Origin of the sequence: Streptomyces changanensis, assembly GCF_024600715.1 — a bacterium.
GTDB classification, from domain to species: domain Bacteria; phylum Actinomycetota; class Actinomycetes; order Streptomycetales; family Streptomycetaceae; genus Streptomyces; species Streptomyces changanensis.
In genome coordinates this window covers 4,354,535-4,367,815 of the sequence record NZ_CP102332.1, presented here as the reverse complement: position 1 = coordinate 4,367,815, position 13,281 = coordinate 4,354,535, and the positions used below count along the sequence as shown (strand labels likewise).

At 68.8% G+C, this 13,281-nt stretch carries 9 protein-coding genes; all 9 read right to left on the bottom strand.

Annotated elements, in window-relative coordinates; genetic code table 11:
- On the bottom strand, window positions 1–1,077 hold the full coding sequence (locus NRO40_RS19520) for an ABC transporter permease (RefSeq protein WP_408057028.1): 1,077 nt from the start codon (window positions 1,075–1,077) through the stop codon (window positions 1–3).
- A complete protein-coding gene (locus NRO40_RS19515) occupies window positions 1,070–1,993 on the bottom strand; it encodes an ABC transporter permease (RefSeq protein ID WP_058940603.1) in 924 nt (307 codons plus the stop codon). The genes NRO40_RS19520 and NRO40_RS19515 overlap by 8 nt, the downstream gene beginning before the upstream one ends.
- A gap of 133 nt (window positions 1,994–2,126) precedes the next feature.
- On the bottom strand, window positions 2,127–3,752 hold the full coding sequence (locus NRO40_RS19510) for a peptide ABC transporter substrate-binding protein (protein ID WP_058940602.1): 1,626 nt from the start codon (window positions 3,750–3,752) through the stop codon (window positions 2,127–2,129).
- Between the two features lie 335 nt (window positions 3,753–4,087).
- Complete coding sequence (locus NRO40_RS19505) at window positions 4,088–5,185, bottom strand: ABC transporter ATP-binding protein (protein ID WP_058940601.1); 1,098 nt, start codon at window positions 5,183–5,185, stop codon at window positions 4,088–4,090.
- A gap of 13 nt (window positions 5,186–5,198) precedes the next feature.
- Entirely contained in the window at window positions 5,199–6,260 is a 1,062-nt protein-coding gene (locus tag NRO40_RS19500) for an ABC transporter ATP-binding protein (RefSeq protein ID WP_058940600.1), read from the bottom strand.
- A gap of 10 nt (window positions 6,261–6,270) precedes the next feature.
- The gene (locus tag NRO40_RS19495) at window positions 6,271–7,248 is read right to left on the bottom strand and encodes an ABC transporter permease (RefSeq protein ID WP_058940599.1); all 978 of its coding nucleotides are present in this window, start codon (window positions 7,246–7,248) and stop codon (window positions 6,271–6,273) included.
- 107 nt (window positions 7,249–7,355) lie between these two features.
- Window positions 7,356–9,155, bottom strand: coding sequence for an ABC transporter substrate-binding protein (locus NRO40_RS19490; RefSeq protein ID WP_058940598.1), 1,800 nt, complete (start codon window positions 9,153–9,155; stop codon window positions 7,356–7,358).
- Window positions 9,156–9,252: 97 nt separating this feature from the next.
- The gene (locus NRO40_RS19485) at window positions 9,253–10,296 is read right to left on the bottom strand and encodes an ABC transporter permease (protein ID WP_058940597.1); all 1,044 of its coding nucleotides are present in this window, start codon (window positions 10,294–10,296) and stop codon (window positions 9,253–9,255) included.
- A gap of 904 nt (window positions 10,297–11,200) precedes the next feature.
- On the bottom strand, window positions 11,201–13,108 hold the full coding sequence (gene typA, locus NRO40_RS19480; RefSeq protein WP_058940596.1) for a translational GTPase TypA: 1,908 nt from the start codon (window positions 13,106–13,108) through the stop codon (window positions 11,201–11,203).
- Between the last annotated feature and the right edge of the window lie 173 nt (window positions 13,109–13,281).

Here is a 13,281-nt window from a genome sequence, read left to right as displayed (position 1 = left end):
TCAGCGCAGCTTGGGGTCGAGGGCGTCGCGGACCGCGTCGCCGAGCATGATGAAGGCGAGCACCGTGACGCTCAGCGCGCCCGCGGGCCACAGCAGCATGTGGGGGGCGTTGCGGATCTGCGGAGCGGCGTTGGAGATGTCGATCCCCCAGGAGACCGTGGGCGGGCGCAGGCCGACGCCGAGGAACGACAGGGTCGCCTCCAGGGCGATGTACGTGCCCAGCGCGATCGTCGCGACGACGATGACCGGGGCCACGGCGTTGGGGGCGACGTGGCGCAGCATCAGCCGGCCGCTGCCGGCGCCCAGGGAGCGGGCCGCCTGGACGTAGTCGTGCTGTTTCGCGGTGATCACCGAGCCGCGGGCGATGCGGGCGATCTGGGGCCAGCCGAGCAGCACGATGAAGCCGACGACGGGCCACACCGTGGTGCTGGTGACGACGGAGAGGAAGACGAGGCCGCCGAGGACGACGGGGATGCCGAAGAAGACGTCCGCGGTACGGGAGAGCAGGGCGTCGCCCCAGCCGCCGAAGAACCCGGCGAGCCCGCCGAGGAGGCTGCCGAGGAGGGCGGCTCCGAAGGTGGCGGCGACGCCGACGGTGATGGAGGCGCGGGCCCCGTGGACGGTGCGGGCGTACACGTCGCAGCCCTGGGTGTCGAAGCCGAAGGGGTGGCCGGGCGCGGAGCCCTCCTGCGAGCGGTCCAGGTCGCAGCGGAGCGGGTCGGTGTCGGTGAGCAGCTGCGGCCAGACGGCGACGAGCAGCAGGAAGGCGATGAGCAGCGCGGAGACGACGAAGACGGGGTTGCGGCGCAGCTGGTGCCAGGCGTCGGTCCACAGGCTGCGCGGCCTGCCGCCCGGGCCCGGCGGGACGCCCTCCTCGCCGGTCGGTTCGGTCTCCCGCCGGTCGAGTGTCTCGGCCTCGCTCATGGCCAGGTCCATCGCGCCGCCGGCACCGGTGGGGGCGACGGCCTCGCGGGGGTCGTCGTACGGGCGGTAGGGGCTGTGGGGACCGCCGGGCTCCCCGATGCCGTTGGGGTCCTTGGGGTCACGGGGGTCATGGGGCTCCTGCGGCTCAGGCATAGCGGATCCTCGGGTCCAGGACCGCGTAGAGCAGGTCGACGAGCAGGTTCGCCACCAGGAAGACGATGACGAGGATCGTCACGAAGCCGACGACGGTGGGCGAGTTGTTGCGCAGGATGCCCTGGTAGAGCTGGTAGCCGACGCCGTGGATGTTGAAGATCCGCTCGGTGACGATGGCGCCCCCCATCAGCGCCCCCACGTCGGCGCCGATGAAGGTGACGACGGGGATGAGCGAGTTGCGCAGCAGGTGGCGGGTGATGACCCGGCGGCGCGGCAGTCCCTTGGCGACGGCGGTGCGCACGTAGTCGGCGCGGAGGTTCTCGGCGATGGAGGTGCGGCTGAGCCGGGTGACGTAGGCGAGGGAGACGAGGGCGAGCACCACGCCGGGCAGGAGCAGCTCGTCGAAGCGGGCCTCCGAGGAGACGGACGGGCTGATCCACCCCCATTTGACGCCGAGGAGGAACTGCAGGAGGTAGCCGGAGACGAAGGTGGGGACGGAGATCACGACGAGGGTGAGGACGAGCAGTCCGGTGTCGAGGGGACGGCCGCGCTTGAGGCCGCTGACCACGCCGAGGGTGATGCCGACGACGATCTCGATGACGACGGCGACGACGGTCAGGCGCAGGGTGACGGGGAAGGCGCTCGCCATCAGCTCCGTGACCGGCTGCCCGTTGAAGGCGGTGCCGAAGTCACCCTGGAAGATCGCCCCCATGTAGAGGACGTACTGCTTCCACAGCGGCTCGTCGAGGTGGAGGTCCGCGCGGATGCGGGCGGCGGTGGCCGGGTCGGGCGCCTTGTCGCCGAAGAGCGCCGCGACGGGGTCCCCGAGCGCGTACACCATGAGGAAGATCAGCAGAGTGGTCCCGATGAACACGGGGATCATCTGGAGCAGCCGCCGGACCAGGTAACGCCCCATGAGCCCTCCTCGGGGGTGGCGGGTTGCGGGTGGCGGGTCTCCCGTGCCAGGAGCCGGCGGTGGGGCCGGGGCCCGTGGCGGGGGTGGGGCCCGGGCCCGGGGCGGTCCGCTGCGCGGGGCCCGTGGCGCGGGGTCAGCCGACCTTGATCGCCTCGTACACGGGGACGCTGAACTGGTTGAGCTTCACCTCGGAGAGCCGCTCGGAGTACCCCGCGCTGCCGTTCTGGTACCAGAGGGGGATGGCCGGCATCTGGTCGGCGAGGATGCGCTCGGCGTCCTGGAAGAGCTTCACGGCGGCGGCCTCGTCGGCCTCGGCGTTGGCGCGGTCGACGAGGGCGTCGAAGCGCTGGTTGCTGAACTTGCCGTAGTTGGAGGAGGCGCCGGTGTAGTACAGGGGCTCCAGGAAGTTCTGGATGAGCGGGTAGTCGGCCTGCCAGCCGGAGCGGAAGGGACCGGTGACGCGGGCGTTGGAGACCTGGTTGCGGAAGTCGGCGAAGGTGCCGACGGGGTTGACGGTGCAGACGGGGCCGCGGCCCAGGACGTTGTTGACGCTGTTGCACACCGCGTCCATCCACTGGCGGTGCGATCCGGTGTCGACGTTCGAGGTGAGCGTGATCCTGCCGCCGGGCAGGCCGCCGCCCTCCTCGATGAGCCGCTTCGCCTCGGCGGCGTCGAACACGCACGCGTCGCCGCAGATGTCGGAGTAGCCGCCCTGCTCGCCGAGGGCCGGGGAGGTCCAGTCCTTGGCCGGGGTGCGGGTGCCCTGGAAGATCTGCCGGGTGATCTGCTCGCGGTTGATCGCCTTGGAGAGCCCGACGCGGACCTTCTCCATGCCGGGCTTGGACCACTCGGGCCGGTAGAAGGGGAAGAACAGCGTCTGGATGATCAGCGCCGGCTGGTTGATGTACCGGTCGCCGAGGTCGCCCTCGACGTTCTTCAGCTGCTGCGCGGGCACGTCGTCGACCAGGTCGAGGTTGCCGGAGATCAGGTCCTGGTAGGCGGTGTTGTTGTCGGTGTAGACGCGCAGGTCGACACCGGCGTTCTGCGCCTTGTCCGGGCCCTGGTAGCCGTCCCAGCGGCGCAGCCGCATCTCGCTGCCCTTGGTGTACGCCTCGATGGTGTACGGGCCGTTGCCGACGGGCTTGTCCAGCCACGCGGCACGGTCGGCGAAGAACGCCTGCGGCAGCGGCATGAACGCCTGGTACCCGAGGGTCTCCGGCCAGGTGGAGAACTTGTCCGTCAGTGCCACGGTGAAGGTGCGCTCGTCCTTGACGACGAGGCCGCGCATCGTCTTCGACTTGGGGCTGCCGGCCTCGGGGTGGACGTCCTCGTACCCCACGATGTCGGCGAAGAAGGGGGCGTTGTTCTGCTTGCTGTCGAGGTGGGCGGCGTAGTTCCAGGCGTCGACGAAGGACTTCGCGGTGACCTTCTCACCGTTGCTGAAGGTCCACCCCTCCTTCAGGGTGACGGTGAAGTTCTGCGAGTCCGACGTGTCGATCCTCTCGGCGACCATGTCCTTGGCCTCGCCGGTCTCCGGGTCGTACCGCTTGAGGCCGCGGAAGATCATGTCGAGGACCTTGCCGCCCTGGACCTCGTTGGTGTTGGCGGGCTCCAGGGGGTTTTGGGGGTCGCCCCAGGAGGAGCTGAGGATCCCGTCGCCGCCGGCCCCGTTCCCGCCGCCACACGCGGTCGCGGACGCGGCGAGCACGACGGCGACGGCACAGGCGACCCACTTCGTGGGCTGGCTGGCTCCGCGCATGGCTGCCTCCTGGGGGGTTCCGTGCCGGTTTGCGGTAGGTAGGCCCACTATCGCCCCAGGGTGGTGGGCCGTGCACGCGCACGGCACCCAACGGGGTGCCGGGCCGGGGGCCGCGTCCGGGCTCGGTCGCGGGGTTCGGCACGGGGCGGGTCCCGGGCACGGGGCGGGCCGGTACGTGGCCCGCTCCCGGCCGCACCTCCCGCCTACGGCACCGGTCACAGCCCCCCGGCACCGGTCACAGCCCCCCGGCACCGGTCACAGCCCCCCGGCTGCGCGTCCCGGGTACGCCGGAAGGCCCCCCGCCGGGTGGCGGGGGGCCTCGGTACGCGGACGGACTACTTGGCGTCGGACTCCAGGGACGCGAGCGCCGGGTCCAGGACGACCTCCTTGCCCGACCTGATCGTCGGCTCCTCCGGGAAGTGGCACGCGGTCAGGTGCCCCTCGGAGTTGCCGGCGATCTGCACGAGCGGCGGATCGTCCGTGGCGCACTTGTCCTGCGCCTTCCAGCAGCGGGTGCGGAACCGGCAGCCGGACGGCGGGTTGATCGGGGACGGCACGTCGCCCGCGAGGCGGATGCGCTCGCGCTGCGGCTCGTCGACGGTCGCCTCCGGCACGGCCGACAGCAGGGCGTGCGTGTACGGGTGGCGGGGCCGGTTGTACAGGGCGTCGCGGTCGGCGACCTCCACGACCTTGCCCAGGTACATCACCGCGACGCGCTGCGAGAAGTGCCGGACGACCGCCAGGTCGTGGGCGATGAAGAGGAAGGCGATGCCCATCTCTTCCTGGACCTTCTGCAGCAGGTTCACGACCTGCGCCTGGATCGACACGTCCAGGGCCGACACCGGCTCGTCCGCGACGATCAGCTTCGGCTCCAGCGCCAGGGCACGGGCGACGCCGATGCGCTGGCGCTGACCGCCGGAGAACTCGTGCGGGAAGCGGTTGTAGTGCTCCGGGTTCAGGCCGACCGTCTCGAGCAGCTCGCGGACGCGCTTCTCGCGGCCACCGGGCGGGTTGATCCCGTTGACCTCCATCGGGCTCTTGATGATCGAGCCGACGGTCTGGCGCGGGTTCAGCGACGAGTACGGGTCCTGGAAGATCATCTGGATCTCGGACCGGATCGGTGCCATCTGCTTGCGCTTGGCGTGCGTGATGTCGATGCCGGCGTACTCGATCCGGCCGCCGGTGGGCTCCAGCAGGCGGGTGATCAGCCGGCCGGTGGTCGACTTGCCGCAGCCGGACTCACCGACCAGGCCCAGCGCCTCGCCCCGGTGGACGGTGAGGTCCACCCCGTCGACCGCCTTGACGGCGCCGACCTGTCGCTTGAAGGGGAAGCCGCCGTAGATGGGGAAGTGCTTCGTCAGCCCTTCGACCTTCAGCAGCGGTTCTCCCTGCTGCGGTGTTCCCTGCTGCGGCAGAGTGACGTTCTCGCTCATGTCTCTGCGACTCCTAGCCCAGCCGGGGCTTGATCTGGTCGATGAAGATGGACTGCTTCTGCTCCGCCGTGAGGTGGCAGGCCGCGGCGCGGCCGTCCGCCAGCAGGGGCCGCTCGGTCGAGCAGCGGTCGCCGGGGACCTCGTCCTTGAAGCGGCACCGCGGGTGGAAGCGGCAGCCGTTGGGCGGGTTCAGCAGGCTCGGCGGGGTGCCGGGGATCGGCACGAGCGGCTCGCTGGTGTCACCGCCGAGACGCGGCATCGAGCTGAGCAGGCCCCAGGTGTAGGGGTGCTTCGGCTCGCGCAGCACCTCGCGGACGCTGCCGCGCTCGACGGCCCGGCCCGCGTACATCACCAGCAGGTCGTCGGCCATGTTGGCGATGACGCCGAGGTCGTGGGTGATGAAGATGATCGCCGAGCCGAACTCCTGCTGGAGGTCGCGCAGCAGGTCCAGGATCTGGGCCTGCACGGTCACGTCGAGCGCGGTGGTCGGCTCGTCGGCGATGAGCAGCTCGGGGTCGCACATCAGCGCCATGGCGATCATGGCACGCTGGCGCATGCCGCCGGAGAACTGGTGCGGGTAGTCGTCGAAGCGGGTCTGCGGCTGCGGGATGCCGACCTTGGTCAGCATCTCGATCGCGCGTTCCTTCGCCTCCTTCTTGGAGGCGCCGCGGTGCTTCATGAACGGCTCGGAGAGCTGCCGGCCCACCGTGTAGTACGGGGAGAGCGCGGTCAGCGGGTCCTGGAAGATCATGGCGGCCTTGTTGCCGCGGATCTTCTCCAGCTCCTTCTCGGAGGCGGTGGTCAGCTCCTGGCCGTCCAGGATGATCTCGCCCTGGATGTCCGTCGACTTGCGGTTGTGCAGGCCGAGGACCGTCAGGTTGGTCACGGACTTGCCGGAGCCCGACTCGCCGACGATGCCCAGCGTCTTGCCGCGCTCGATGTCGAAGGAGAGGCCGTCGACGGCCCGGACGACGCCGTCCTCGGTGGAGAAGGCCACGCGCAGGTCGCGGACCGAGAGGAAGCCCCCCGGCCCGGTCGGGGCCGGCGTGTCTTCGGTCTTGGTCAGTGTGGTCACGGTCGTTCTCCTAGGCGAGGCGTACGCGCGGGTCGATGTAGGCGTAGGCGATGTCCACGACGATGTTCAGCAGCAGGATGAAGAAGGCGCCGAACAGCATCACGCCCATCGTCAGCGGCAGGTCCTTGCTGATCGAGGCGTCGACCGCGAGGCGGCCGATGCCGGCCAGGTCGAAGGTGAACTCGGTGACGACCGCGCCGGAGAGCAGCGCGCTGAGGTCCATGCCGATGATGGTCACGATGGGCGTCAGGGACCCGCGCCAGGCGTACCGGAAGAAGACGTACCGCTGCGCCATGCCCTTGGCCTTCGCCGTGCGGACGTGCTCCTCCTGGAGCTGCTCGATCATCGTGGAGCGCGCCATACGGGTGTACTGCGCGGTGAAGATCGTCGCCATCACGGCCCACGGGATGAGCAGGCCGGTGGCCCAGGCGAGCGGGTCCTCGGTGAACGGCGTGTAGCTGGGGTTCTCCATCCAGCCCGTCTGGTAGACCATGACGCCGAGGACGACCGCGCCGAGGAAGTAGATCTGGAAGGAGCTCAGCACCATCGAGGCGCCGGAGACGAACTTGTCGGCCTTCGTACCGCGCTTCCAGGCGGCGAGCATGCCGGACCCGAGACCGAGCACCAGGAAGATGATGAGCCCGCCGATGGTGAGCGAGAGCGTCAGCGGGAAGCGGTCGACGATCGAGTCCCAGACGAAGTCACCCGAGTCGAAGGACATGCCCAGGCACGGCGCGGCGCAGTGGCCCTGTGCGAAATCGCGCCCGGCGACGATGCCCACCATGAAGGTCCAGAACTGTGTGGTGATGGGCTTGTCGAGTCCGAGGTTCTCCCGGATGACGGCCAGGTTCTCCGGCGAGCAGTTCTTGCCACAGGAGAGGGCGGCGAAGTCCTGGGGGATTGTGTAGAACAGGAAGAACGTGAAGGCGCCGATCAAAAACATGATCACGAACGCGCCGATCACCCTGCGGATGAGGAACTGAAGCATGGCGGGCAGCTGCTCTCTTCGGAAGCGGCGGGGCGGTGAGGGGTTCAGGGCCCGTGGGGGCGCGCTCCGCCTGGCGCGCACCCCCACGGGTCAGCCGATGTCCGGGACTACGGCTGCTTCACGAACAGGTCGTTGATGTTGATGTAGCTCGAGTTGGTGCTGTAGCGGGCACCACCGATGTTGGAGCCGAAGAGCTGCATCTGCTTCGAGTAGTAGACCGGGGCGGCCGGGTTGATCTCCTCGACGATGCGCTTGTGCGCCTCCTCCCACTTCGCGGCGGCCTGCTCCGGCTGGAGCTTCAGGGCCTCCTCGATCAGGGAGTTGACCTTCGCGTCGTTGATGTGCGAGTAGTTCGAACCGCCGTCGGAGATCAGCTTGCCGTCGTAGACCGGGGTGACGACGGTCGAGGGGGACGACCAGTCCTGGCCCCAACCGGTCATGTACAGGTCGTACGGGTTCTTGACCTTGCCGATCTGCTCGTAGTAGCTCGCGCGCTCGACCTCCTTCAGCTGGACGTTGAAGCCGATCGCGTTGAGCGCGTCCCTGATGATGACCGACTGCTTCTGGCCGCGCGGGGTGTTGGAGTACGCGTACGTCAGCTTGGTGCCCTCCTTGACGCCGGCCTCCTTCAGCAGCTGCTTGGCCTTCTCCGGGTCGCCGTTCGGCTTCTTCTTCTTGCCGAAGGGGTCGTAGTTCGGGTCGTGGCCCGGCAGGGTCGGGGCGAACAGACCGCCGGCGATCTCGCCGCCGTACTTGCCGCCGTCGGCCTGGATCATCCGCTCGTTCGGGATCGCGTACGTGATCGCGTCGCGGACCTTCTTGTCCTTCAGCTTGTCCATGTTGAACGTGAGCTGCCAGACGTAGGGCTGGTAGCCCTTGACGGTGCGCTTGTTGACCGCGGGCTTGGTCACGACGTCGCGGACGAGCGTGGTCTCGACCGAGTCGGTGAACTGGATGGCGTTCTTCGCCTCGCCCTGGTCGGCGATCAGACGCTTGGTCTGGCTGGCCGCGTCGACGGTGTTGGTGAAGTTGTAGCCGTCCACGTACTGGTGGCGGACCGCGTCGGTCTTCGGGTCCCAGTGCGTGTTGCGCACGAGCTTGAAGGACTTGCCGGCCTTGTACTCGGTGAGCTTGTACGGGCCGAGCGCCTTGGGCGCCTTGTCGTACTTCTCCTTGGTGTCCTGCTTGGCGGGGACGATGCCGTAGCCGGCCATCGCGAGCGCCTGCGGCAGGTCGGGGCGCGGCTGGTTGAACTTGAAGATGACCGTCTTGGCGTCCGGGGTCTCCAGGACGGTGTTCGGCAGGTGCTTGCCCTTGTACGGGCCGTCCGGCAGCGCCTTGCGGTAGTCCGTGCCGGAGAGCCAGGTCTGGACGAACGTCGGGCCGTCGAAGATGACCTTCGAGTACAGGCGCTCGATGGAGTGGCGGATGTCGGCCGAGGTGATGACGTTGCCGTCCTCGTCCTTGATGCCGTCCTTCAGCGTGTACTTCCAGGTCTTGCCGCCGTCGGTGGTCTGGCCGGAGTCGGTGGCGATGTCACCGACGACGGTCAGGTTGCCCTTGGCGTCCTCCTGGTAGTTCGTCAGCTTGCGGTGGACCAGGTTGGCGAACTGGCCGGCGTCGGAGACGTAGATCTGGCCCGGGTCCATGTGGCTGAGGTCGGACTGCTGGTAGACCTCGATGAAGCCGCCGGACTTCGCACCGGCGACCTCCTTGGCGGGACCGGTGGAGGCAGCGGCGTCGCCGTAGGCGACCGGCTTCGACTGCTCGGCGGCGTGGCTGGCGTCGGGGGCCTTGTCCTTGGGGCCGCTACCGCCGTTGTTGCTGCTGCAGCCGGCCAACACGAGGGAGCCGGCCGCCATGGCGACGACTATGGCGCTCGTGGAACGCGATCGGATGGACTTCATGATGCTTGTGCACCTACCTGTGAGTGGTTGTCCAGAAAAGTGCTGCCTGCCGTCCGGTTGCCCGGTGCGGGGGCGGCAGCTCCCCCGCACGTGGACGTCACCGTCCGGTCTTGGGGTCGAACGCGTCGCGGACCGAGTCGCCGAGCAGGTTGAAGGCGAGGACGAAGACCACGAGAGCGACGCCGGGGAAGATCATGAACGCCGGGTCCTGCTGGTAGATCCTCGAGCCGATGGCGAACATGCGGCCCCAGTCCGGGGTCGGCTCGACGAAGCCGACCCCGACGTACGAGAGGAACGCGATACTGAGGATGGCGCTGGGCAGCATGTACGTGCCCTGCACCAGGATCGGCGTCACGATGTTCGGCAGGATCTCCTTGCGGACGATCCGCCACCGTGAGGCGCCCGACACGAGCGCGGCCTCGACGAACTCCCGCTCCCGCAGGGTCAGTACGGAGCTGCGCACGAGGCGGGCCATGCCCATCCAGCCGAGGAACCACATCACGAGGAGGATGGCGACGGCCCGGAGGTAGGTCGGCGTCTCGTCCCGCGGGTCGACGAACATCGCGGTCACGACGGGCATGAAGGCGATGAAGAAGAGCTGGCTCGGGAAGGCGAGGAAGAAGTCGGTGGTCCGGCCGAGCCAGTAGTCGACCTTGCCGCCGAAGAAGCCGCCGACCATGCCGATGACGACACCGGTGACCACGGCCAGGACCGTCAGCACCACGGCCATGTACAGCGACGTGCGGATGCCGTAGACGAGCATGGTGAACACGTCGCGGCCGAGGTTGGGCTCGACACCGAACCAGAACTCGCCGGAGACGCCGCCGAAGGTGCCGTACGGCATGCCGAAGTCGTCGAGCACGTTCTCGTGACCCGGCACCGTGGGGTACAGGGTGTACGGGTCCTTGCCGTACAGCGCGGAGATGACGGGCGCGAGGGCGCCGATGACGAAGTAGGAGAGCACCACGAAGGCGGAGACGACGCCGACGCGGTCGCGCTTGAAGCGCATCCACATCAGCTGCCCGGGCGAACGGCCCTGGTGGCCCTGCTGCTTCTCCTCCGTGGCGTCGGTCTTGGCCGTGGTGTCTTTGTCCAAGGCGACGGAGGCTTCGCGGCCTTCGATCTCAATTGGACTGGTCATGGTGTGTCCATTTCACGGGTGTCGGATGACCCGCGGTCCTGCGCGTGCGGCGACGACCGGGTGGTGTGCACCCGGTCCGTCGGATCCGCTGCCCGACGTTCCTCACGAGCCTTTCGGGCATGCCGGGCACCCGTGAAGGGGTAAGGCGGCAGCACCGCCCGCCGGACGGGTGGGACCCGTGGCGGGAGGCCGGAAGGGAAGGTCGGCAGGGGTGGATTACCCCCCAAAGGAGCGCGAGCCGAGCGGTTGACCGGGTCTCAGAATCGCCGACCGCTGCAGGCGGCCCGACCGGTTGACGTACACGGGTGACCGGCCGTTGGAGCCAGCTGCGACGACCCGACCCCACTGGCGCTCGTGGCACCGCGCATGGGTTCCTCCTCATGAGTCCACGTATCACTGCATGGTTGGGTACGGGGCACTCCGCCGACACCCCTGACGGCGAAGTGCTGTACCACGTGTGCTCGTGAGTCGGCGCTCCCCACAGCGCGTGACCCATCGACCCGAGCTCAGTGGAGCCAACTATTAAGTACGTCCGGGCTGTAAACCACACTTAAAGGGTCTCGTTTTGACAACATCGCCCAAGTGCCGCTGCCCGAAATCCAGACAAACTGAGCACAGACAGACACCCGCGAAACGGACTGTTAACACATGTTCCGGAGAGCGACGATCGATAACCGGACGCTTCGCGATCGAAAACACGTTGACGTGAACCCGTCGGACGTACCGCGCGGCACCGCCCGCGGCGCACGCGGAGACGACGCGCACCGACCGTCGCACCGCCCCCACCGGCCCCCCTCGGGAACGACCGACGGCCGCCGGGTGGGAACCCGGCGGCCGTCGGTGGGCCCGCGCGCCGTGGCGCGCGTCCTGTTGTGCTGCTGTGTGCGCTGGTGCTGCCGCGGCGTCAGCCGTGCTTGGCGCGGGAGGCCGCACGGGCGCGCTCGCGCCCGTCCAGGTTGACCTTGCGGATGCGGACGGCCTCCGGGGTCACCTCGACGCACTCGTCGTCGCGGCAGAACTCCAGGGACTGCTCCAGCGACAGCTTGCGCGGCGGGACGATCGCCTCGAACGAGTCGGCCGAGGACGACCGCATGTTCGTGAGCTTCTTCTCCTTGGTGATGTTGACGTCCATGTCGTCGGAACGGGAGTTCTCACCGACGATCATGCCCTCGTACACCTCGGTGCCCGGCTCCACGAAGAGCACGCCGCGCTCCTGGAGGTTGGTCATCGCGAAGGCGGTGACGGCGCCGGAGCGGTCGGCGACCAGCGAGCCGTTGTTGCGGGTCTGCAGGGTGCCGAACCACGGCTCGTGGCCCTCGTGGATGGAGTGGGCGATGCCCGTGCCGCGCGTCTGGGTCAGGAACTCGGTACGGAAGCCGATGAGGCCGCGGGACGGCACGACGAACTCCATGCGGACCCAGCCGGAGCCGTGGTTGGACATGTTGTCCATGCGGCCCTTGCGGACGCCCATGAGCTGCGTGACGGCGCCCATGTGCTCCTCGGGCACGTCGATCGTCATGCGCTCGACCGGCTCGTGGACCTTGCCGTCGATCTCCTTGGTGACCACCTGCGGCTTGCCGATGGTCAGCTCGAAGCCCTCGCGGCGCATCTGCTCGACCAGGATGGCCAGCGCCAGCTCACCGCGGCCCTGCACCTCCCAGGCGTCGGGGCGCTCGGTGTCCAGGACGCGCAGCGAGACGTTGCCGACCAGCTCGCGGTCGAGGCGGTCCTTCACCTGGCGGGCGGTGACCTTGCGGTCCTTGACGGCCGCCTTGTTGTCCGCGCCCTTGCCGGTGGCGCCGCGGCCGACCAGCGGGGAGGTGTTCGTACCGATGACCATCGAGATCGCCGGCTCGTCGACCGTGATGAGCGGCAGCGCGATCGGGTTCTCCGGGTCGGCCAGCGTCTCGCCGATCATGATGTCCGGGATGCCGGCGACGGCGCAGATGTCACCGGGGCCCGCCACCTCGGCCGGCTTGCGGGTGAGCGCCTCGGTCATCATCAGCTCGCTGATGCGGACGTTGGAGACGGTGCCGTCACGCTTGATCCACGCGACCGTCTGGCCCTTGCGCAGCTCGCCCTGCTCGACACGGAGCAGCGCGATGCGGCCGAGGAAGTTGTCGGCGTCCAGGTTGGTGACGTGCGCCTGGAGCGGGGCCTCCTCGTCGAACGTCGGGGCCGGGATGTGCTCCAGGATGGTGGAGAAGAACGGCTCCAGGTTGGTGGAGTCCGCCGGGACCGTGCCGTCCTCCGGCTTGGTCAGCGAGGCGATGCCGTCGCGGCCGCAGGCGTAGACGATCGGGAACTCGATCTGCTCCTCGTCCGCGTCCAGGTCGAGGAACAGGTCGTAGGTCTCGTTGACGACCTCGTCGATCCGGGAGTCGGGGCGGTCCGTCTTGTTGATGCAGAGGATGACCGGCATCCGGCGCTGGAGCGCCTTGCGGAGCACGAAGCGGGTCTGCGGGAGCGGGCCCTCGGAGGCGTCCACGAGCAGCACCACGCCGTCCACCATCGACAGGCCGCGCTCGACCTCGCCGCCGAAGTCGGCGTGGCCGGGGGTGTCGATGATGTTGATCGTGATCGGGGCCCCGCCGTCCTTGGGGTGGTACTTCACGGCGGTGTTCTTGGCCAGGATCGTGATGCCCTTCTCACGCTCCAGGTCGTTCGAGTCCATCATGCGGTCGTCGACGGAGTCCAGCTGGTGCGCGGCGAAGGCGCCGGCCTGCTTGAGCATGGCGTCGACGATGGTCGTCTTGCCGTGGTCGACGTGGGCGACGATGGCTACGTTACGGATGTCGTGGCGCGTGGGCATGAGTGGCTTGCGCTTCTCTCGGATCGTGGGTGCGGCGTCTCTTTGTTCCTCGTACGCCCGCCGGGCGGACGCGCCACGGCTGTGTCCATGGTACGGGGCTGCCGCACACTCGGCCTCCCGGGCATGATCGTGCCCGCCGGCGGGGCCGGCGGGCAACGGATCGGAGGGGCTCC

What these genes read in the sequence shown, in the direction of transcription:
- NRO40_RS19510 (WP_058940602.1), bottom strand. Translation starts at nt 3,752, where the DNA reads ATGCGCGGAGCCAGCCAGCCCACGAAGTGGGTCGCCTGTGCCGTCGCC.
- NRO40_RS19495 (WP_058940599.1), bottom strand. Translation starts at nt 7,248, where the DNA reads ATGCTTCAGTTCCTCATCCGCAGGGTGATCGGCGCGTTCGTGATCATG.
- NRO40_RS19515 (WP_058940603.1), bottom strand. Translation starts at nt 1,993, where the DNA reads ATGGGGCGTTACCTGGTCCGGCGGCTGCTCCAGATGATCCCCGTGTTC.
- NRO40_RS19490 (WP_058940598.1), bottom strand. Translation starts at nt 9,155, where the DNA reads ATGAAGTCCATCCGATCGCGTTCCACGAGCGCCATAGTCGTCGCCATG.
- NRO40_RS19520 (WP_408057028.1), bottom strand. Translation starts at nt 1,077, where the DNA reads ATGCCTGAGCCGCAGGAGCCCCATGACCCCCGTGACCCCAAGGACCCC.
- NRO40_RS19485 (WP_058940597.1), bottom strand. Translation starts at nt 10,296, where the DNA reads ATGACCAGTCCAATTGAGATCGAAGGCCGCGAAGCCTCCGTCGCCTTG.
- typA (WP_058940596.1), bottom strand. Translation starts at nt 13,108, where the DNA reads ATGCCCACGCGCCACGACATCCGTAACGTAGCCATCGTCGCCCACGTC.
- NRO40_RS19505 (WP_058940601.1), bottom strand. Translation starts at nt 5,185, where the DNA reads ATGAGCGAGAACGTCACTCTGCCGCAGCAGGGAACACCGCAGCAGGGA.